The organism is Micromonospora sp. RTBAU3-60 (genome assembly GCF_054963695.1).
In genome coordinates this window covers 1-21394 of record NZ_JBUEGB010000019.1, presented here as the reverse complement: position 1 = coordinate 21394, position 21394 = coordinate 1, and the positions used below count along the sequence as shown (strand labels likewise).

16 protein-coding genes are annotated in these 21394 nt (G+C 76.2%); 11 read left to right on the top strand and 5 right to left on the bottom strand.

All coding sequences use genetic code 11. The features are described 5' to 3' along the window. Positions 1–35: 35 nt before the first annotated feature. From ACY34I_RS19950 to ACY34I_RS19940, 3 genes are all read left to right on the top strand, one after another. Positions 36–629: a precorrin-8X methylmutase gene (locus ACY34I_RS19950; protein WP_462756489.1), complete on the top strand. Its 594-nt coding sequence runs from the start codon at positions 36–38 to the stop codon at positions 627–629. Next, positions 626–2293, top strand: coding sequence for a uroporphyrinogen-III C-methyltransferase (gene cobA, locus ACY34I_RS19945; protein ID WP_462756488.1), 1668 nt, complete (start codon positions 626–628; stop codon positions 2291–2293). Before ACY34I_RS19950 ends, cobA begins: the two co-directional genes overlap by 4 nt. 434 nt (positions 2294–2727) lie before the next feature. Further along, complete coding sequence (locus ACY34I_RS19940) at positions 2728–5787, top strand: AfsR/SARP family transcriptional regulator (protein ID WP_462756487.1); 3060 nt, start codon at positions 2728–2730, stop codon at positions 5785–5787. A 56-nt stretch (positions 5788–5843) separates the two neighbouring features. Here ACY34I_RS19940 and crcB read toward each other — a convergent pair whose 3' ends face one another. From crcB to ACY34I_RS19925, 3 genes are all read right to left on the bottom strand, one after another. Further along, positions 5844–6206 (bottom strand): fluoride efflux transporter CrcB, encoded by a 363-nt coding sequence (crcB, locus tag ACY34I_RS19935; protein ID WP_462756486.1) that lies wholly within the window; start codon positions 6204–6206, stop codon positions 5844–5846. Continuing rightward, positions 6203–6685: a FluC/FEX family fluoride channel gene (locus ACY34I_RS19930; RefSeq protein WP_462756485.1), complete on the bottom strand. Its 483-nt coding sequence runs from the start codon at positions 6683–6685 to the stop codon at positions 6203–6205. Before ACY34I_RS19930 ends, crcB begins: the two co-directional genes overlap by 4 nt. Positions 6686–6869: 184 nt before the next feature. After that, entirely contained in the window at positions 6870–8093 is a 1224-nt protein-coding gene (locus tag ACY34I_RS19925; protein WP_462756484.1) for an MFS transporter, read from the bottom strand. Positions 8094–8230: 137 nt separating this feature from the next. Here ACY34I_RS19925 and ACY34I_RS19920 point away from each other — a divergent pair, with 137 nt between their 5' ends. The 5 genes from ACY34I_RS19920 (at position 8231) to ACY34I_RS19900 (ending at position 12304) form a co-directional block, all read left to right on the top strand. Beyond that, complete coding sequence (locus ACY34I_RS19920) at positions 8231–8680, top strand: MarR family winged helix-turn-helix transcriptional regulator (RefSeq protein ID WP_462756483.1); 450 nt, start codon at positions 8231–8233, stop codon at positions 8678–8680. 94 nt (positions 8681–8774) lie between these two features. Continuing rightward, on the top strand, positions 8775–10097 hold the full coding sequence (gene paaK / locus ACY34I_RS19915; RefSeq protein WP_462756482.1) for a phenylacetate--CoA ligase PaaK: 1323 nt from the start codon (positions 8775–8777) through the stop codon (positions 10095–10097). Positions 10098–10134: 37 nt separating this feature from the next. Next, positions 10135–10527 carry a hydroxyphenylacetyl-CoA thioesterase PaaI gene (gene paaI, locus ACY34I_RS19910; protein ID WP_462756605.1) on the top strand — a complete coding sequence of 131 codons (393 nt, stop codon included), beginning with the start codon at positions 10135–10137 and terminating at the stop codon, positions 10525–10527. A 48-nt stretch (positions 10528–10575) separates the two neighbouring features. Then, positions 10576–11682: a nucleotide disphospho-sugar-binding domain-containing protein gene (locus ACY34I_RS19905; protein ID WP_462756481.1), complete on the top strand. Its 1107-nt coding sequence runs from the start codon at positions 10576–10578 to the stop codon at positions 11680–11682. A gap of 55 nt (positions 11683–11737) precedes the next feature. Next, the gene (locus tag ACY34I_RS19900; RefSeq protein WP_462756480.1) at positions 11738–12304 is read left to right on the top strand and encodes a dienelactone hydrolase family protein; all 567 of its coding nucleotides are present in this window, start codon (positions 11738–11740) and stop codon (positions 12302–12304) included. 832 nt (positions 12305–13136) lie between these two features. Here the strand turns inward: ACY34I_RS19900 and ACY34I_RS19895 are convergent. Beyond that, positions 13137–15371 carry an adenylate/guanylate cyclase domain-containing protein gene (locus ACY34I_RS19895; RefSeq protein WP_462756479.1) on the bottom strand — a complete coding sequence of 745 codons (2235 nt, stop codon included), beginning with the start codon at positions 15369–15371 and terminating at the stop codon, positions 13137–13139. Between the two features lie 190 nt (positions 15372–15561). On the opposite strand from ACY34I_RS19895, the gene ACY34I_RS19890 reads away from it, so the two are divergent. Beyond that, positions 15562–18504, top strand: coding sequence for a helix-turn-helix transcriptional regulator (locus ACY34I_RS19890; RefSeq protein WP_462756478.1), 2943 nt, complete (start codon positions 15562–15564; stop codon positions 18502–18504). A gap of 106 nt (positions 18505–18610) precedes the next feature. Next, positions 18611–19381 carry a DUF5995 family protein gene (locus ACY34I_RS19885; protein WP_148801079.1) on the top strand — a complete coding sequence of 257 codons (771 nt, stop codon included), beginning with the start codon at positions 18611–18613 and terminating at the stop codon, positions 19379–19381. 137 nt (positions 19382–19518) lie between these two features. Here the strand turns inward: ACY34I_RS19885 and ACY34I_RS19880 are convergent, their stop codons facing one another. After that, positions 19519–20067, bottom strand: a complete 549-nt coding sequence (locus ACY34I_RS19880; RefSeq protein ID WP_462756477.1) for a CGNR zinc finger domain-containing protein — start codon at positions 20065–20067, stop codon at positions 19519–19521. Between the two features lie 118 nt (positions 20068–20185). Here ACY34I_RS19880 and ACY34I_RS19875 point away from each other — a divergent pair, with 118 nt between their 5' ends. Beyond that, positions 20186–21049: an alpha/beta hydrolase family protein gene (locus ACY34I_RS19875; protein ID WP_462756476.1), complete on the top strand. Its 864-nt coding sequence runs from the start codon at positions 20186–20188 to the stop codon at positions 21047–21049. Positions 21050–21394 lie beyond the last annotated feature (345 nt).

The window sequence follows — 21394 nt, the reverse complement described above, 5'->3', positions numbered from 1 at the left end:
CGGCCCGCCACGCGACCCCGAACCGGGGTGGCGCGGTGAGCCGGGTCGTGCACCCGATCGAGGCGGAGTCGTACCGGATCCTGCGCGCGCGGGTGGACCTGTCCCACCTGCCGCCGCTGACCCGCGCGGTCACCGAGCGGGTGGTGCATGCCAGCGCCGACCTCGACTACGTCACCGACCTGGTCTGCGCCGAGGAGGCGCTCGCCGCTGGGCTGGCCGCGCTGCGGGCCGGGGCGCCGATCGTCACCGACGTGTGGATGGTCGCCGCCGGGATCACCCGGGCCGGGCGGGACCTCGTCTGCCCGGTCGCCGAACCGGCCACCGCGGACCTGGCCTGCGCCGCCGGCCTCACCCGGTCGGCGGCGGCGGTGCGGATCGCGTACCAGCGGGTCGGCCCTGGCGCGGTCTGGGTGGTCGGCTGCGCCCCGACCGCGCTGGTGGAACTGATCGAACTGGCGGCGGCGCCGGCGCTGGTGATCGGGCTGCCGGTCGGGTTCGTCGGGGCCGCCGAGTCCAAGGCGGCGCTGCGGGCCAGCGGCCTGCCCGCCGTGTCCAACGTGGGGGAGAAGGGCGGCTCGGCGGTCGCCGCCGCCGCCGTCAACGCCCTGCTGTATCAGGAGGAAGAGTGAAGGACCGTACCCCGCTGCTCATCGTCGGGCACGGCACCCGCAGCGTGGCCGGTGTCGCCCAGTTCGCCGCGCTCGTCGAGCGGATCCGCCGCCGGGGCGTGGTCGACGACGTCGACGGCGGCTTCATCGAGCTGTCCCGTCCGCCGCTCACCGACGCGGTCGGCGCGCTGGTCGGGCGGGGGCACCGGCACCTGGTCGCGCTGCCCCTGGTGCTGGCCGCCGCCGGGCACGGCAAGGGCGACATCCCCGCCGCCCTCGCGCGGGAGCGGCAGCGCCACCCCGGCCTGCGGTACGCGTACGGCCGGCCGCTCGGGCCGCACCCGCTGCTGCACGACACCCTGGCCGACCGGATCGACGCGACGCTGGCCGGCGCCGACCGGGCCGGCACCTGGGTCGCCCTGATCGGGCGCGGCTCCACCGACCCGGACGCCAACGCCGAGGTCGCGAAGGTGGCCCGGCTGCTCTGGGAGGGGCGCGGCTATGCCGGCGTCGAACCGGGCTTCATCTCGCTCGCCGAGCCGGCCGTGCCCGTCGTGCTGGAGCGGTTGCGCCGGCTCGGCGCCCGCCGGATCGTGGTCGCCCCGTACTTCCTCTTCGCCGGGGTGCTGCCGGACCGGATCGCGGCGCAGGCCCGGGAGTTCGCCGTCGACCACCCGGGGCTGGACGTCCGCGTCGCCGACCTGATCGGCGACTGCGACCCCCTGGCGGACCTGGTGCTGGAACGGCACGCCGAGGCGCTGCGCGGGGACATCCGGATGAACTGCGACACCTGCGCGTACCGGGTGGCGCTGCCCGGGTTCGTCGACAAGGTGGGCCGGCCGCAGACCCCGCACCACCACCCCGACGACCCGGCCGACGGGTCCGGCCACCACCACCATCCCCATCACGATCACCACCACGAGCCGGCGCTGCGTCCCGGCCAGGTCGCCGTCGTGGGCGGCGGCCCCGGCCCCGACGACCTGATCACCGTACGCGGGCAGGCGCTGCTGGACGCCGCGGACGTGGTGGTGGCCGACCGGCTCGCCCCGGCCGGGCTGCTGCGCCGGCTGCGCCCCGGCGTGCTGCTGGTGGACGCGGCCAAGGTGCCCCGCGGGCCGTCGATGGCGCAGGACACCATCAACGACACGCTGATCGCGCACGCCCGGGCCGGGAAGCGGGTGGTCCGCCTCAAGGGCGGCGACCCGTACGTCTTCGGGCGCGGCCACGAGGAGGTGCTGGCCTGCGCGGCGGCCGGGGTGCAGACCGTGCTGGTCCCCGGGGTGAGCAGCGCCGTCGCCGCCCCCGCCCTGGCCGGGGTGCCGGTGACCCACCGCGGGGTGGCGCACGACGTCACCGTGGTCTCCGGGCACCTGCCGCCCGGGCACCCGGACTCCCTGGTGGACTGGGTGGCGCTGGCCCGCGCCCGGGGCACGGTGGTGCTGCTGATGGCGGTGGAGACCATAGCGAAGATCGCGGCGGCGCTGGTCGAGCACGGCCGCGCCCCGGACACCCCGGTGCTGGTGGTCCGGGACGCCGGGCAACTCGGCCAGCGGACCTGGTCGTCGCGGCTGGACGAGGTGGGCGGGCTCGTCGCCCGGGAGGACGTCGCGCCGCCGGCGGTGTTCGTCGTCGGCCCGGTGGTCGACCTGCGGCTGGCCGGCGGGCCGGCCGGCCCGGTTCCGTAGTCCGGGCCGGCCGCCCCCGAGGCGGATGGGTTGCCGCCCACCCGCCGTCCCCGCCGGTCAGGTACGGACACCCGGCGCCGAGCGGAGCACGGCGGTGAACACCGCGATCCGCTCGGCACCGGCGACCCGGTTCCGGGTCATGCCCACGCCGAGTCGGCCCGCCCGAGCGTCACCGTGGCCGCGTGGCCGGTCACCACGACCGCGCCCGCTCCCAGGCCCGGCCGGCGTGGGCCGGGCCGCCTGATCGTCGTCACTCGCCGTCCCCCCATCAGAGGTCGCCGGAGCGGTCCCTGCCGGCCGCGCATACGCCCAGGACGGCCCAGGCGCCCGGCCGGCGGCACGAGCCTGCCTTCCCGCTCGTGCAGCCTCCTTGCAACCGGCTTGCAACGGGTGCACCGCGGACCGGCATACTCCGGCACCGGGGAGGTTGGCCGATGGAGTTCCGGATCCTGGGCGCGGTGGAGGTGTGGTCCGAGCAGACCCGCGTCGACGTCGGTGGGCGACAACCGCGGCTCGTCCTCGCGGCGCTGCTGCTGGAGCCGGACCGGGTCGTACCGGTCGACCGGCTGATCGACCTGGTCTGGGGCGAGTCGCCGCCGCCGAGCGCCCGGGGCACCCTGCAGGCGCTGGTCTCCCGGCTGCGTACCGTCCTCCGCCGGATCGGCGCGCCGGTGGAGATCGTGAGCCGCGGTGCCGGCTACCTCGTGCGGGTGGACCCCGACACGGTCGACGCGCACCGGTTCACCGCGCTGACCGCGCGGGCCCGGACCGCTGGCGACGAGACCGCGGTCGAGTTGCTCGACCGGGCGCTGGGCCTCTGGCGGGGGGAGGCGCTCGCCGACGTCGCCGACGACGACGTACGCCACCGGCTCTGCGCCGGGCTGACGGAGGCCCGGTGGACGGCCGTGGAGGACCGGGCGGAGGCGCTGCTGCGGCTGGGGCGTGCCCGGCAGGTGGTCGGCGAACTGACCGACCAGGTCGCCCGACAGCCCGGCCGGCAGCGGCTGGTCGGCCGGCTCATGCTCGCCCTGCACCGGGAGGGCCGCGCCGACGAGGCGCTGGCCACCTACCAGCGGGTGCGGGCCCTGCTCGCCGAGGAGCTCGGCCTCGACCCCGCGCCCGAACTGCGGCGCCTCCAGCAGCTCATCCTCCGGGCCGACCCGGTGTTGGACCTGCCCGGCGGCGCCGGCCGTGCCGTGCGTCCCGCCGAGCTCCCCCACGACGTGCCCGGCTTCACCGGCCGGGACGCCAACCTCGCCCGGCTGGACGCCACCCTGCACGAGCCGTCCACCGGCACCCGGATCTGGGTGGTCAGCGGCACGGCGGGGGTCGGCAAGACGGCCCTGGCGGTGCACTGGGCGCACCGGGTACGCGACGCCTTCCCCGACGGCCAGCTCTACCTCGACCTGCGCGGCTTCGACGCCGAGCGGGAGCCGGTCCCGCCGTCCGCCGCGCTCGCCCAGCTCCTGGGTGGGCTCGGCGTCGACCCGGGGGCCGTCCCCGACGAGCTGGACGCACGGGCGGCGCTGTTCCGCTCCCTGCTGTCCGGGCGGGACGTCCTGCTGGTGCTGGACAACGCCCGCGACGCGGGCCAGGTGCTGCCCCTGATCCCGTCCGGCGGCACCGTGCTGGTCACCAGCCGGCACCGTCTCGGCGAACTCGTGGTCCGGGCCGGCGCCCGGACGCTGCCGCTGGACGTGCTCACCCCGACGGACTCGGCACGCCTGCTGGCCGCGCTGCTGGGTGACCGGGCCGTCCAGGCCGAGGCCGCCGCGGCGGCCCAGCTCGCCCGGCTCTGCGGACACCTCCCGCTGGCCCTGCGGATCGCGGCCGCCAACCTGCAGGCCGACGGGGAGCCGCAGATCGCCGGGCTGGCCCGGGAACTCGCCGAGGGTGACCCGCTGGCGGGGCTCACCGTCGACGGTGCCGAGGAAGGGGCGGTGACCAAAGCGTTCGCGCTGTCGTACCGGGCGCTGCCGGGGGAGCAGCGGCGGATGTTCCGCCGGCTCGGGCTGGTGCCCGGATCGAGTTTCGCCGCCGGGGCGGCGGGTGCCCTGGTCGCGGCGGCGCCGGCCGTGGCCGAACGGCTGCTGCGAGCGCTCGTCGCGGCCCACCTGGTCGAGGCGCAACCCGGCGGGCGGTACCGCTGCCACGACCTGCTCCGCCGGTACGCGGTCGACCGGGTCACCCGGGAGGAGGACAGCACGCGGCGGGGCCGGGCCCGACAGCGCCTCCTCGACCACTACCTCGAGGCCGCGGACGCGGCGGGCCGCCGGCTCATCCCGCACTTCGTCCGGCTGCCGCGCCCGGTCCCGGCGGACCCGTTCCCCACCACGCAGGCGGCGCTGGCCTGGCTCGACGCCGAGTGGACGAACCTGACCGCGGCGGTGGAACAGGCCGCCCGGCACGGCCCCCGCCGGTACGCCTGGCACCTCACCGACGCGCTGCGGGCCTACTTCCACCAGCGGGGGCGCCGTGAGGAGTGGCTGGCGGCGGCGACGGTCGCGTTGGCGGCCGCCCGGGCCGAGGACGATCCGCGGGCGCAGGCCGCCATGCACCACAGCATCGCCCTGGTGCACGTGACCAGCGGACGGTACGACGAGGCCCGGCTGCACCTGCTCGACGGGCTGCGGATCGACGTTGGGGACGGCTGGCCGGAGGGGCGCGCCGGGATGCTGAACAACCTGAGCGCGGTGCACCAGCGCCTCGGCGACCCGCAGGCGGCGCTCACCTGCGCCCGCCACTCGCTGGAACTCAACCGGCAGCTCGGCATCGACGGCGGGGAGGTGATGTCCCTGGCCAACCTCGGCTTCGCGTACTGGCAGCTGGGCGAGTTGGCCGAGGCGGACGACCACTTCCGGGCGGCGCTGGAGCGGGGCGAGCGGGCCGGAGCCCGGTACAACGTGGCCGTCCTCCTGGTCGACCTGGCAAACGCCCGCCGGGACCTCGGCGACCACCACGCCGCCGAGGAACTGTACGCACGGGCGCTCGTGGCCAACCGCGAGCTCGGTTACCGGTATGGCGAGGCGACCGCCCTGGCCGGCCGGGCGGTGCTCTGGTGCGCGACGGGCCGGGCGGCGGAGGCCCGGCCCGACGCCGAGCGGGCGGTGGCGCTCACCCGGGAGATCGGCGACACCGGCACCGAGGCGTGGACGCTGGACGCGCTCGGCCGGGTCCTGCTGGCGCTGGGCCGGCCGGCCGAGGCCGCGGCGGAGCACCGCCGGGCCTTGGAGCTGGCCCGACGGACCCGGTTCTGCTGGGGTGAGGCGACCGCCCTGGCCGGCCTCGCCGACGCCGGGCTGGCCGCCGGCGACCTCGACGCGGCCCGCGAACACGGCCGCGCCGCGTCAGCCCTGGCGGTGCGGGCCGGCTACCGGTTGATCGAGATCCGGGCCGCGCGCGTGCTCGCCCGGGTGGCGGAGGCGTCCGGCGACGTGGTGCGGGCGGCCCGGCCGGACGAGCGGGCCGGGCGCCCGGCGCGGGAGACCGGGTAGCCGGCGGAGCAGTGCGCTGGCTCCTCCTGGCGACACGCGGCGGCCTGCCAGGCCGGTCAGCCGATGAACGCGCGGGCGAGCGCGTAGCCCAGGGTGGCCGCGCCCAGCCCGGCGAGCACGCTGGCCAGCACGTTCGCCACGGCGTGGCGGCGGGCGCCGGTGCGGGTCAGCCGCAGCGTCTCGTAGCTGAGCGTGGACCAGGTGGTGAGCGCGCCGCAGAAGCCGGTGCCGACCAGCGCGGTCACCGCCGGGCTCGCCGGCACCGCGGCCACCGCGCCGAGCAGCAGCGAGCCGGCCACGTTGACGGTCAGCGTCCCCCACGGGAAGGGCGAGCCGTGCCGGGCCTGCACCGCCCGGTCGGTCAGGTAGCGCAGCGGGGCGCCGAGCGCGGCCCCGATCGCGATCAGCAGGACGGTCACCGCCGCTCCCCGGCACCGGCCCGGGCCAGCACCAGGCCGGCCGCCGCGTCCCCCATCCACACGGCAAGGAGCGCCCCGACCAGGGTCGCCGCGAGGTACGCCAGCGCGATGCCCGGTGCCCCGGCGGCCACCGCCCGCTGCACGTCCACCACGTAGGTGGAGAAGGTGGTGTAGCCGCCGAGCACCCCGACGCCGAGGAACGGCCGGACCAGCGGGCCGGCCGGGCGGGCGGTGAGCACCGCCATCAGCACGCCGATCAGCAGGCAGCCGGTGAGGTTGAGGCCGAAGATGGCCCACGGGAAGCCGGTGGGCGGGCGCGGGAAGGCCGCCTGGAGACCGGCCCGGGCCAGCGCGCCGAGCACGCCCCCGGCCGCGATGGCGCCCAGCACCGCCGCCGGGTGGGCGGTCAGTTCCCCGCGGTCGGCGGGTACGCGCAGGTCGACGTCCGGGTCGACGCGGCGTTCGGGTGGTTGTGTCACTGTGCCTCCCCACCAGGACGGGCATCACTGGCAGGGACCGTTGGCGAGCGTGTCGCGGTTTTCCCGGCACAGCCGGGACGGCGGGCCCCACCGCCGGTCCCCGCGAGCATAACCCCGCCGCCGGACCGGTCCCGGGCGGCTCCGCCGGCCGGGACCGCTCGCCGCCGTCCCACCGGGGTGACGGTCAGGCGGCGGCGTCGACCAGCTCGCGGGCGGGCGAGACGCCGGCCGCCGACCGGCGGGCGTGCCGCTCGGCGACCAGCAGCACGGCGAGGCCGAGCAGGGTGAGCCCGGCACCGGCCCAGATCGGGGCGGTGAAGCCGAGCCCGGCGCTGATGGCCAGCCCGCCGATCCAGGCGCCGAGGGCGTTGCCGACGTTGAAGGCGGCGATGTTCGCGCCGGAGGCCAGGGTGGGGGCCTGGTGGGCGTACTTCATGATCCGCATCTGCAGCGGCGGCACGGTGGCGAAGCCGAACGCGCCCATCAGCACCAGGGAGACGACGGCCAGCGCCGGGCTGGTGGCGGTCAGCGCGAAGCCGACGAGCACCGCGGTGAGCACCGCCAGCACGGTGACCAGGGTGCGGGACAGCGACGTGTCGGCGGCCCGGCCGCCGGCCAGGTTGCCGACGAAGAGCCCGACACCGAAGAGGACCAGCAGCCACGGCACGGTCGCGGTGGCGAAGCCGCTCACCTCGGTCAGCGTGTACGCGATGTAGGTGAACGCGCCGAACATGCCGCCGAAGCCGAGGACGGTGATCACCAGCGAGAACCAGACCTGTGGCCGGGTGAAGGCGCGCAGTTCGCCGCGCAGCCCGCCGGTGGGTGCCGCCTCGGTGGCCGGCCCGCGCCCGGGCACCAGCAGGGCCAGCCCGACCAGCGCGACCAGCCCGATGCCGGTGATCGCCCAGAAGGTGGCGCGCCAGCCGAAGTGCTGGCCGAGGAAGGTGCCGAAAGGCACGCCGAGCACGTTGGCGATGGTCAGGCCGGTGAACATCAGCGCGACCGCGCCCGCCCGGCGGGCCGGCGGGACCAGGCCGGCCGCCACCACCGCGCCGATGCCGAAGAACGCGCCGTGGCAGAGCGCGGCGACGATCCGGCCGGCCAGCATGGTGGCGTAGTCGCCGGCCAGGGCGGAGAGCAGGTTGCCGGCGATGAAGAGCACCATCAGGCCGAGCAGCACGTGCTTGCGGCGGAGCCGGGTGACGGCGGCGGTGAGCGCGACTCCGCCGATGGCGACGCTGAGGGCGTACCCGGAGATCAGCCAGCCGGCGGTCGACTCGCTGACCGCGAAGTCGGCGGCGACCTGAGGGAGCAGCCCCATGATCACGAATTCGGTGAGTCCGATGCCGAAGGCTCCGATCGCCAGAGCGAGCAGACCGCCGGGGAGTGCGGTCGAGCGGTGAGACATTCCGTTCCCATCCGTGTGACAGAAGATTAAGCGCGTATGCAACTACCCGCGCGAGCAACTAAATAGTTGCACGCGCTGCCTATCGGCGCAAGCGTGCTAGCCTGGGGAGACGTCCAGATCACACCGGAGGGGGCGGCATGGGGATCGCCGACGACGCGGTCGAGATCCGCGCGCAGGGCTGGCGCACCCTCGCCGCGCTGCACGGCCTGATCGAGACCGCTCTGGAGCGTGCCCTCCAGGCCGAGCACGACCTCTCCGTCGTCGAATACACGGTGCTCGACGCGCTCTCCCGCCAGGACGGCTGGCACATGCGGATGCGCCAGCTGGCCCGCGCCGCGGCGCTCTCCGGCAGCGCCACTACCCGCCTGGTCACCCGACTGGAGGACCGGGGGCTGTTGACCCGGGTCCTCTGCGCGGACGACCGGCGCGGCATCTACACCGAGCTGACCCCGGCCGGCTCCGACCTGCTCGCCCGGGCCCGCCCCACCCACGACCGGGTGCTCGCCGACGCGCTCGCCGAGGCCGAGCGCACCCCGGAGCTGGCGCCCCTGGTCGACGCGCTGCACCGGCTGCCCGCCGCCCCCTGACCGGTCCTCTGGCAGGCCCCTGACCTGGCAGCGCCCACGGTACGGGCGTACGGTGTGCGGCATCGCCCGGCGCTCGGCGGCGTCGAGGATCGTCGTGCAGGAGGCAACCGTGCAGGACCGCACCCCTCGTCCCGAGGAACTGGAGCCCGTCGAGCGGGCGTCCGTGGACGAGCTGCGGGCGGTGCAACTGGACCGGCTCCGCTGGTCGCTGCGGCACGCGTACGACAACGTGCCGCACTACCGCCGGGCCTTCGAGGCGGCCGGGGCCCACCCGGACGACCTGCGCGACCTGGCCGACCTGGCCCGCTTCCCGTTCACCGGCAAGGCCGAGCTGCGGGAGAACTACCCGTTCGGGATGTTCGCGGTGCCCCGGGAGCGGATCGCCCGGCTGCACGCCTCCTCCGGCACCACCGGCCGCCCCACCGTGGTCGGCTACACCCGCAACGACGTCGCCACCTGGGCGAAGCTGATGGCCCGCTCCATCCGGGCCGCCGGCGGACGCCCCGGCGACCGGGTGCACGTCGCCTACGGTTACGGGCTCTTCACCGGCGGGCTCGGCGCGCACTACGGCGCCGAGGAGCTGGGCTGCACGGTCATCCCGGTCTCCGGCGGGATGACCGAGCGGCAGGTGATGCTCATCCGCGACTTCGAGCCGGACGTCATCATGGTCACCCCCACCTACATGCTGGCGATCGTGGACGAGATGGAACGCCAGGGCGTCGACCCGAGATCCACCTCGCTGCAGGTCGGCATCTTCGGCGCCGAGCCGTGGACCGAGGACATGCGCCGCGAGATGGAGCAGCGCCTCGACATGCACGCCGTCGACATCTACGGCCTGTCCGAGGTGATGGGGCCCGGGGTGGCGGTCGAGTGCGTGGAGACCAAGGACGGTCTGCACCTGTGGGAGGACCACTTCTACCCGGAGATCATCGACCCGGTCACCGGAGCGGTGCTGCCCGACGGTGAGCAGGGCGAGCTGGTGCTCACCTCGCTCACCAAGGAGGCCATGCCGGTGGTCCGCTACCGCACCCGCGACCTGACCCGGCTGCTGCCCGGCAGCGCCCGGACGATGCGGCGGATCGAGAAGATCACCGGCCGGACCGACGACATGATGATCGTCCGCGGGGTGAACGTCTTCCCCACCCAGATCGAGGAGCTGATCCTGCGTACGCCCGCGTTGTCGCCGCACTTCCAGTGCGTGCTGGACCGACAGGGCCGGCTGGACACCCTCACCGTCAAGGTGGAGCGGCGGGCCGGGGTGCCCGCCGACGAGGCGGAGCGGGCCGGGGCGGCCCTGGTGCAGCAGGTCAAGGACACCATCGGGGTGAGCGTGGCGGTGCAGGTCATCGAGCCCGACGGGGTGGAACGGTCGATGGGCAAGATGCGCCGGATCGTCGACCAGCGGCGGGGGCACTGAGGTGGCGGAGCAGGACGGCCGCACGGCGGCCCACGACATGTTCGACGCCGACGTGGCCTCCAAAGGGCTCGGCATCGAGCTGGTCTCGGCCGGCGACGGCGCGGCGGTGGCCCGGATGCGGGTCACCGCGACCATGCTCAACGGCCACGCGATCGGCCACGGCGGCTTCGTCTTCCTGCTCGCCGACACCGCGTTCGCGCTGGCCTGCAACAGCCACGGCCCGGCCACCGTGGCCGCCGGCGGCGAGATCAGCTTCCTCCGTCCGGTGCGCGAGGGCGACCTGTTGGAGGCCCGGGCCACCGAGCGGGTCCGCTACGGCCGCAGCGGCATCTACGACGTCACGGTCTGGCGGGACGACGAGGTGGTCGCCGAGTTCCGCGGCCGCAGCCGCACCCTGTCCCGGGAGACGCGGGGCGGCGCGGCCGGCTGAGCCCCGCCGTGTCCCCACCGGACGGTGGACCCGGCCTAAGATCGGGGCATGCGTGTGCTGGTGGCGTCCGCGCCCCTGATCGGTCACGTGTTCCCGCTGCTGCCGCTCACCCTAGCCCTGCGCGACGCCGGGCACGAGGTGCTGGTCGCCACGGCGGCCGACGGCCTCGCCGCGGCCCGGTCCGGCCTGCCGGTCCGCGACGTCGCGCCGGCGTTCGACTTCGGACGGATCGCCCGCGGCGTCCTGCTGCGGCATCCGCTGATCGCGCGGGCCGAGCTGGCCGGTACGGCCGGCACCCGCGGCGCCGCCCTCCTCTTCGGGCAGGTCAACGACGAACTGGCCGACGGCCTGGTCGCCCTGGCCCGGGAATGGTCCCCCGACGTGGTGATGTACGAGCCGTTCGCGGCGGCCGGCGCGCTCGCGGCCGCCCGGGTCGGCGTCCCGGCGGTACGCCACGAGAACTCGCTCTTCGACGGGCGCGAGCTGGTCCGGGTCACCACGGCACGGCTGACCCGGGCGCTGCGCCGGCACCACGTCGCCGCGATCCCGCCACCCGCCGGGGCGATCGCCGTCGCCCCGCCCAGCGTGGTGACCCAGGACGGCTGGCCGATGAGATACGAGCCGTACGGCGGCGGGGAGCTGCCGGCCTGGTTGCGCGAGCCCGGGGAACGGCCGCGCGTGCTGGTCAGCCGGAGCACCGTGGCCGGTCCCGGCGGGGCGGGCCCGATGCGGGCCGTGGTCGCCGCCGCCGACCGGGTGGACGCCGAGTTCGTCCTGGTCCGGCCGCACGGGCGGCTGGCCCGCTCGGCGTTGCCGGCCAACGTCCGGACCGTCGACTGGATCCCGCTCAACGCCGCCCTGCCGGCCAGCGCGGCGCTGGTCCACCACGGCGGCGCGGGCAGCGTGCTCGGCGCGCTGGTCGCCGGGGTGCCGCAACTCGCCACCACGGGTCCGGGCGACCGCCGGTACAACGCCACCCTGGCGGCGAACCGGGGCGCCGGCATCGCCGCGCCGGCCGGTGGGATCAGCGCCGACGTCCTGACCCGGCTGGTCACCGACACCCAGCTCGCCGTCGCTGCCCGGCAGGTGAGCCGGGAGATCGCGGCGATGCCGCCGCCGGCCGAGCTGGTGGCCCGGATCGAGTCCCTGGGCTGAGCTGCCACCGGCGCGGCTGCCCGATCTGCCGCCGACCCGGCAGCAGGATGAGCCGATGGCAAACATCCTGCTGTTGCACTCCGTCTACGGGTTGCGGCCCGCCGTGCTGGCCGCCGCCGACCGGCTGCGCGCCGCCGGGCACGAGGTGACCACCCCGGACCTGTACGGGCTGCCGGCCGTCGACATCGTCGAGGACGGCTTCGCGCTGCTCGACAAGGTCGGCCGGGACACCGTGCTGGCGCGGGCTCGCGCGGCGGCGCGGGACCTTCCGGCCGAGACGGTGCTCGCCGGCTTCTCGATGGGCGCCGGGGTGGCCGGAGCGCTGCTCGGCGAGCGGCCGCAGGCGGCGGCGCTGCTCCTGCTGCACGGCACCGGCGCCGATCCCGAGTCGGTGCGCCCGGGCCTGCCGGTGCAACTGCACCTCGCCGACCCCGACGAGTACGAGCCGCCGGACGAGCTGGACGAGTGGCGACGGGCGATGACCGCCGCCGGCGCCGAGCTGTCCGTGTACCGCTACCCGGGGCCTGGCCACCTCTACACCGACCCCGAGGTGCCCGACCACGACGCCCTGGCGGCGGCGCTGACCTGGGACCGCGCCCTGCCGTTCCTCGCCGCCTGCTGAGCCTCGGCGCGGGGTCACCGCCGCGGCGACCGCCGCCGCCAGTTTCCGGTCCCGCCACGCCGCAACCCGTGCCGGGCGGTGACCTGTGCCGCGCCGCAACCTGTGCCGCGCCGCAACCTGCGCCGCGCCGCAACCTGTGCCCGGCGGCGACCTGCGCAGGGCGGCGGCCGGCGTCGATGAGTGCCCGCCAGATCGGCCCGATGCCCCGGCCCGGTCGGTGCCGCTGCGCGGCCCGTTCCGGGGTGGCCTGCGCGCGTCCGGTCGCCGGCATGGCGCTGTCCCTGGCGCTGCGATGCCGGGCTGTCGGAGCGGCTGCGGTGAACGCGCGTACCGAGTCCAGCTCGCTGGCCAGGTTGCGCAGCTCGGTCTGGTTGCGCGCCCCGGCCGGCGCTGCAGCACCGGGTGCACGTGCGGCGCCGCCTGCCGGAGTGTTCCTGCCGAGGCTACGAACTTGATGACGTGAATGGATCGGCCGGCGGGAGGTTGTCCTCATCAGGCCCTTTCGACCTGATGGCGTGAACGACTCAGCCGATGACGGACGGCCTGAATCGTTTACGCCATCAGGTCTGTAGGGAGTGCGGAGGAACTGTTCCGGCGCTCCATGAAGGCTCGCCCTGTCTGGTGGCGGGCACAAGGCGGTGCCAGTGGCGACAGAAGGAGGGGCGGTCCGTGAACCTGGCCTGGCAGGGGTGACGAGGCGGGGCAGCGAAGACAGCAGCGAAGGGTCATCCGGCGCCCATGACGAGGTGGGGCAGCGGCCACGGCACGGCACGGCCGTCCGGGCGGCGCCGGGGCGGAGCGGCCCCGTGCCCGCTCCGCCCCGGCCCCGGGCTCACGCCGCCACGAGCGTCAGCGACCCGGCGAACGTGCCGGTGTGACCGCGCCCCCGTGGTCGCCACCGTGCGGTTGTCCCGTCCGCCGGTCCCCGGCCCCGTCGCGCCAGGGTCGGCGGCCCGACGGCCGGGAGGGCCTGCCGGCGACCGTCCACCGGTGCGCCGCCCGCCCTGGACGGCCCGGTTTGCGGCAGGCCGGCGTACCGGGACGGGGACGGTGGGTGGGCGGCCTCCGCGGCGCGGTGCGGAGGCAGTGGAACGAAGACCGGCTTCCGGCGGACGGCCGGACCGGTTTCGACCGGCGCCGGAGACCGTCCGGAACCCGGCCGCGCCGGGCGGCCCGCCACCGTCGGGCAGGCCGCCGGGGCGCCGGCGAGGGGGCCGGCAGTCGACCGGCTCGCGAGCCCGGCCGTGGTGGGAACGGCGTCCGGGTGCGCCCCCGCGCCGGCCAGCGAGTTCGGTCCCCGGCCCGCTTCCGCCGGTGCGGCCACCGCCGGCTGCGGGGCGATCCGCCCCCGCCGCGCGAACTCCGCCCGCAGTGCCCGCGGCAGCCGGTTCCGGGCCACCCGGGCCACCGTGGGCTCGGCGACGGCGTACCCGCCGAGGCCGGTCCGGCGCAGCAGGCCGGCCGCGACCAGGCTGCCCAGCACCCGCTCCGCCCGACCGTCGGTCCAGCCGAGCAACCGGTCCATCGTCGCGGCCGGGAACTCCGCACCGTGGGCCGCGCCGGCCATCAGCACCGCCCGCTGGTCGCCCTCGAGCCGGTCCAGGCGGGCGTCGACCCGGCGGCGCACGGCGTCCGGCACCGCACCCGGGTCGCCGTCCTCGGCGAGCGCCCGGACGTACGCCTGCGCGGCGGCCGGGTTCCCGCCGGTCAGGGGCAGCAGTTCCCCGGCCAGCGCGGCGGGTCGACCAGCACGGTCGAGCAGGTGCCGGAGCAGCCGCCCGGTGTCCACCGCACCCAGCGCGGGCAGCGGCACCCGGCGCCGCCGGCCGGTGGCCCCGGGCAGCAGGTCGGCCCAGCCCGGACCGTGGGTGGCCACCACGGCCAGGGGCAGTCCCCGCTCGCTCGCCGTGGCGAAGAGGCGGTGCAGAAAGCGGTTCAACGCCGGGGCCGCCCGGTCCAGGTCGTCCACCGCCACCACGGTGGGCTGACCGGCGGCCAGGTCGAGGAGGACCTCCCGCCACACCTCGGCGCCGGGGCCCGCCGCGCCCGCGTCCTGCGGCGCCGCGACGAACTCGGCCAGCGCGTGCGCCGCCGCGCCGCGGTGGGCCGGCGGCAGCAGCCCGTCCAGCGCCGTGGCCAGCCGGCGGCGTACGGTCGGGGCCGGGTCGGTGTCGCGGACCCGGGCGAACGCGCGGACCATGTCGGCCAGCGGCGCCAGGTCCCCCTCCGGGTACGGCGGGCAGTGCGCCACGCACCAGCGGACCGGCGCACCATCCACCGTCGACACCGCGCGGGTCAGCTCGTGCAGCACCCGGCTGCGGCCACTGCCGGCCGGAGCGACCAGGGAGATCCAGCGCGGCCGCCGGTCCCGGACCGCACGGGCGATCTCCTCGCCGGCGGCGGCCAGCTCGCGGCGCCGGCCGACCAGCGGGCCCCGGTGGCGGGCCGGCCGCGGCCGGGCCACCCCGAGCACCCGCCAGACATCCAGCGGCAGCGCCTTCCCGGCCACCGTCAACGCGGCCAGCGGGCGCTGGTCGACCAGCCCGTCGGTGGCCCGTCGGGTGGCCGCGCAGACCACCACCCCGCCCGGCGGGGCGTACTCCTGGATGCGGGCCGCGGTGGTGATGACGGCGCCGCTGGCGGTGCCGTGCCCGCCGTCGCGGGTGGCGGCCAGGTCGACCAGGGCCTCGCCGGTCGCCACGCCGACGCGCACCCGCAGCCGCAGGCCCGCCGGCGCCCGCCGGTCCAGCGCCTCCTGGATCTCCAGTCCGGCCCGCACCGCCCGGTACGCGTCGAACCCGTCCGTCCCGTGCGCCCCGAACAGCGCCATCACCGCGTCGCCGACGTACTTCTCCACCACGCCGTGCCACCGCCGCAGCACACCGGCGACCGTGCCGAAGTACGCGCGTTGCAGCTCCCGGACGTCCTCCGGGTCGAGCCGCTCCACCAGACCGGTCGAACCGACGATGTCGGCGAAGAGCACGGTGACCGTGCGTCTCTCCTCGGGCACCAACCAGCGCGCGGCGGTGACGGCTTCCCGACTCCCCACGATCGTGGTCATTGGCATCGCACCCACCCTTTCCCCCCGCCCGGTGCCTGACGGCCTCCGAAGACTTTCACCACCGGGTTCTCGGGGGATCGGTAGGACGACGTATGTCGACCACCCGCAACCTTTAGTCGCAATGTCGACGCGAGATGTACCACGGTCGCCTCTCGGCCGTAGAACGGTGCGGGAGCGTGTGACTAGGCTGCGAGCCATGGCCAGCGATGTGGACACCGCACCGCTCGTCGGTCGTGCCGACACCGTGAGGGCCCTCCGGTCGGCGCTGCTCGACGACGTCGCGCCCGGGCACACCGCGGCGGTCTTCCTCACCGGTGAGAGCGGGGTGGGCAAGACCCGGCTGCTGGCCGAGGCCAGCGAGCGGCTGCGGGACTCGGGCGCCCTGGTGCTGACCGGCTCCTGTCTGGACATCGGCGACGCCTCCCCGCTGCATCCGCTGCGCCAGGCGTTGCGCCGCTTCGACGCCGAGCCGGCCGAGGCCCGCACCGCCTCGGCGGTCCGCGGCCTGCTCCAGGTCTTCGACGAGGAGACCCCGGGCCCGGACGGCGCGGGCGTGCTGCTGGAACGGGTCTCCCGCGGGCTGCAGTTGGTCGCCGGCGGACGTCCGCTGGTCCTCGTGCTGGACGACTTTCAGTGGGTCGACCGGAGCACCCGCCAGCTTCTGCTCTATCTGCTCGCCGGCCTCGGCGACCTGCAGCTGTCGGTGCTCGCCGCGATCCGGGCCGAGTCGTTGCAGGGCGCGCACCCGTTGCGTCGGGTGCTCACCGAGCTGCGTCGGCTGCGCTCGGTCCGGGTGGTCGACCTGGCACCGCTGGACCGGGCCGGCACCGACGAGCTGGCCGCCGCGATCGTCGGCACGCCGCTGACCGCCGACGATGCCGACCAGATGTGGCGGCGCAGCGGCGGCAACCCTTTTGTGGTCGAGGAACTGGCCCGGGACCTGCGCGACGGCCGCGACGGCCTCTCCGACACGGTGCGCGAGGTCTTCCTGGCCCGGGTGGATGCGCTGCCGCAGCACGCGCACGCGGTGGTGCACGCCGTCGCCGCGGGCGTCGAACCGGTCGAGCACTGGCTGCTGGCCCAGGTGGTCCGGTTGCCGGAGGGGGAGCTGATCGACGCGGTCCGGGCCGCGGTGGCGCACCGGCTGCTGGTCAGCGCCGATGACGGCTACCGGCTGCGGCACCGGCTGGTGGCCGAGGTGCTGGCGCACGAGCTGCTGCCCGCCGAGCGGGCCGCGCTGCACCGGCGCTACGCCGAGGCGCTGACCTCGGCCACCGCCGAGCTGCACCAGGCCCGGCTGGCCCACCACTGGCGGCTGGCCGGCGAGCCGGGCCGGGCCTTGCCGGCGGCGATGGCCGCCGCCCGCGAGGCCGAACGGCTGCACGGGTACGCCGAGGCGCACCGGCACTGGTCGGCGGCGTTGCAGCTGGCCGACGCCCCGGCCGCGGTCACGCCGGACGGCGACCGGCCGGACCCGGTCGAGGTGAGCCGCGCCGAGCTGCTGGAGCACGCGGCCGAGACGGCGCACCACTGCGGCGAGCACGCCCGAGCCCTGGCCCTGCTCGAGGAGCTGACCGCGGATCCGGCCGGGCCGGCGACCTGCGACCTGCACATCCGTCGGGCCCGCTACCTGGCCGCCGCCGGCCGGTCGGCCCCGGCGGAGGCCGAGTACCGGCGGGCCCTGGCGGCCGCCGACTGCACCCCCCGCGAGCGGGCCACTGCCGCCGCCCGGCTGGCCGAGCTGCTGCTGCACCTCGGCCGGTACGGCGAGGCCGGCGACCAGGCCCGGGAGGCGCTGGAGCTGGCCGCCGCGGTCGAGGGCTCCACCTCGGAACTGGTGCTGGCCAGCGCCGCGCTCGGCTACAGCGAGGCCTTCCTGGAGGACCCGGACGCCGGGCTGGCGGTGATGCGCAACGCGCTGGCGATCGCCGAGCGGTCCGGCCGCCCCGAGGATGTCGCCTGCGCGTACCTGCATCTGGCGGAGCTGCTCACCGGTCCGCTGAACATCCTGGAGGAGGGGGTGGTGGTCGCCCGCCGGGGTGCCGAGCGGGTCGCCGAGCTGGGGCTCGGCCGCACCTGGGAGACCCGGCTGCTGGCCATCGCCACCAACGGGCTGTTCCGGGTCGGCCAGTGGGCCGAGGCGGAGAAGGTGGTTGCGGCGGCGCTGCGGCACCGCCCCTCCGGCGCCGACGCGGTGGAGCTGCTGCTCGCCCGCTGCCGGCTCTCCGTCGGGTACGGCGACGTCGAGGCCTCGGACCGGGATCTGGAGGCGGTGGCCACGGTGCTGGCCGGCGGCGGGGCCCGGCACGTGCTGCCGATGCTGATCCTGCGCGCCGGGCTGGCCATGTGGCAGGGGCGGCACGACCTGGCCCGGCAGGCCGTCCAGCGGGGTCTCACCGAGAGCCGCTCGGACGACGTCATCGTGCTCGCCACGCTGGCCTGGCACGGGCTGCGGGCGGAGGCGGAGGCACACGCCAGCCGGACCGTCGAGGTGGACCCGACCGCGGTGCGTCGGCTGCGCGAGGTGGCCGACCGGGTGGCCGGCAAGAGCGAGAAGGCCGGTGCCCCGGTGCGCTACGTCGCCGACGGGTTCCTGGCGCTGTGCGACGCCGAGGTGAGCCGGCTGGACGGCAAGGGCGACCCGGAGCTGTGGGCCCGCTCGGCGGAGCTGTGGGACCACCGCAACCACCCGTACCCGGCGGCGTACTCGCGGCTGCGGCAGGCCGAGGCGTTGCTGACCCGGCGCAGCAAGCCGGCCACGGCGGGCAGGCTGCTGCGGCAGGCGTACCAGATGGCGCAGGGGCTGGGCGCGGTGCCGCTGAGCTCGGAGATCCGTACCCTGGCTGGCCGGGCCCGGGTGACCCTGGAGGAGAGCTCGGCCGCCGCCCGCCCGGTGCCCCGGCCCCGGAAGGCGGCGGCGGAGGCCGGGCCGGCGGTGGACGAGTTGGCCGTGCTCACCGCTAGGGAGCGCGAGGTGCTCGCCGCCGTCGCGGAGGGACTGACCAACCGGGAGATCGGTCAGCGGCTGTTCATCAGCGAGCGGACCATCGGCGTGCACGTGTCGCACATCTTCGACAAGCTCCAGGTCCGCACCCGGGTGCAGGCGAGCGCGATCTTCCTGCGCAACCGCCCGGAGTAGACGCGCCGAATACGTCGTTCTACTGATCCGGCCGGCGTACGCCGGCTGGAAGGCTGTCCAGCGTCACCGTGGCGCCCGCGGGCGTCCCGGCCACCGTGGAGGAGAGATGACTGAACCGGTCTGGGGTCCTGTGCACCAGGACATCGTCGGGCTGCTCGCCGACCACCCCGCCGACGTGCCGGCGGTCGTCGACCACCTCACCAAGCTCCAGGACCTGCTGGTCCGGCTGCCTCCGCTGGAGGAGAGCTGCCCGCTCGCCGACTTCAACAAGCTCTACCTGACCATCACCACGAGCGTCCTGAACGGCCTGTACGACGAGCGGTTCACCGACCCGGTCTTCCTGGCCCGGCTGGACGTGGAGTTCGCCACCCGCTACTTCGACGCGTTGCGGTTCTGGACCGAGTCCAGCCCCAACACCCCGAAGGCGTGGTCGTGCCTGTTCCAGCGGATGCGCGGTCCGGACGCCCGGCCGCTGCCGTCCGCCGCGGCCGGGGTCAACGCGCACATCAACTACGACCTGCCGTTCGCGCTGGTCACCACGTTCGACAGCCTGGAGTCCGAGCCGGTCGACGGCAGCGAGCAGCACCGCGACTACCTGGAGATCAACAACATCTTCGCCGAGAAGATCCCGGGGCTGCGCCGTGGCTACCTGGACAACTGGCAGCTGATGATCGACATGCTGAACGGCGACATCGACGACTGGTACCAGGGCGAACTGGTGGAGTACACCCGGAACGTGGCCTGGCGCAACGCGCAGAAGATCTGGCGCTGCCGGCACGATCCGGAGGCCCGCGAGTGTGAGCGGACGCGGCTGGACGACAACGCCGCGCTGCTCGGCCGGCTGCTGCTCTCGCCCCTCGGGGCGTTCCTGCAGTAGCCGGGACGGGGGGTCCCCGCGCTCCGGGGTTCAGGGGGGCGGAGCGCGGGGACGCCGTCGTATGGCGCCTTCGACGCCCAGCCGACCCACCTGTCCGAGGTCGGCCGCACCGCCGCCCGCCGCGTCGGCCGGACGCCTCAGCCGCGCCGGGTCCGGCTCCGGTACGCCGCCGCGGCGGCCCGGTTGTTGCACAGCTCGCAGCAGTACCGTTGCCGGCCCGCCCGGGTCCGATCGAGGTAGGGCGCCCGGCACGGGTCGGCGGCGCACACCCCGAACCGCTCCGCCCCGCCGGTCGCGGCGGCCCGGGCCAGAGCTCCGGTGACCGCGGCGGCGAACGGCCCGATCGGGCCGGGCCGGGGCAGCGGGGTGAGCCGCAGCGCGCCGTCCGGGGTGGCCTCGACCACCGTGCCGGCGCTGACCTCGGTCAGCACGTCGTTGAGGGTGGCCACCCGGGCGGCCGGGTCGGGTGCGGCGAAGACCTCGTAGAGCCGGGCCCGCAGCTCCCGCAGCCGGGGCAGCTCGGCGTCGCCGATCGGGTCGGTCACCTCGGTAAGGCCGAGTTCCCGGCCGGCGGCCCGGAGTCGGGCCACGGAGAGCTGGTCGACCGGGTCCTGGAGCACCCAGTAGCTGTGTAGCAGCGCGACGGCCAGCCGCAGCGCCGGCTCCAGGGGTGGCACCGCGCTCATCCGCGCCCGCTCCGCCGTCCGGTTGCCGACACGCCTGCCCCTCCGCTTGACCGATCGTCGCCCGCCATCCTAGCGTCATCATCTGTAAAACGCCTTTAAAAACTTATGGAGGTATGTGGTGCGACGACTGCCCGCACTCGTGTCCACGGCCGTGCTGCTGGTCACCGGCGCGCTCGTCGGTGCCGGCGGGGCGCACGCGGAGGCGCCGGCCGCCGCCGCGACCGCCGGGGGACACCGGGACGCCGTGCTCGTCCGGGACATCGAGATCCCGGTGCCCGGGCAGCCGGCCGTCCGGGCGTACCTGGTGCGACCGCAGCAGTCCGGCGCCGGGCTGGCCGGCGTGCTGGACCTGCACTGGTTCGAGCCGGGCCGGGTCAACCAGGACCGGACGGAGTTCCTCGCCGAGGCGACCGCCCTGGCCGGGCGCGGCGTGGTCTCGGTGCTGCCCCAGCTCACCTTCCCGTGGGCGGGCGACCCGGTCGGCGACGCCCGGGACCGGGCGGCGGTGACCGCCCAGCTCGACGCGGTGCGGCACGCCTACCGGCGGTTGCTCGCCGAGCCCGGCGTCGACCGGGCCCGCACCGCCGTGGTCGGCCACGACTACGGCGCCATGTACGCCGCCAACCTCGCCGCCGGGGAGCCGGGGCTGCGCACGGCGGTGCTCCTCGCGCCGGACGCCACTTGGGCGAACTGGTTCGACCTGTACTGGCTCCAGCTGCCCGAGGGGGAGCGGGCGGCGTACCGGGCGGTCTTCGCCGGGCTGGACCCGGTGGACCTGGTGGGGCGGCTCGGCGCCGGGGCGTACCTGCAGTTCGCGGGCGGGGACCGGTTCGTCGGTCCGGCGGCCCGCGCGGCCTTCGCCGCCGCCGCGCCGCAGGCCCGGGTGTCGCTCTACCCGGGTGAGGAGCACGACCTGGGTGCGACCAGCGTCCGCGACGACCGGCTCGCCTGGCTCGCCGATCGGCTGGACCTGCGGGACTGACCGAAGGGGGACCGGCCGGCCCGGGGGGTGCCGGCCGGTCCCGGCCCGCGGGGTGGGCGGGCCTGCCCGCGGTCCGGGACGCCACCGCCGCGGTCCCGCCTCAGCGGACCAGCGCTCGGCGGTCCCGGACCGCGTTCGGCGGTCCCGGACCGGCGGGCGAGCGACACACACCGGTCCGGGACCGAGGCCGGCAGATCGTCGCTCTGGTCCGGGACCGAGGCCCGCAGATCGTCGCTCTGGTCCCGGCCGCCCGGACCGCCGCCCACGCGTTGACCGCTCATGCACACCGCTGTCCCGCGAGGCCCCCATCCGACGGCTACGCGCTGACGGGCGCCACCTGTCCGC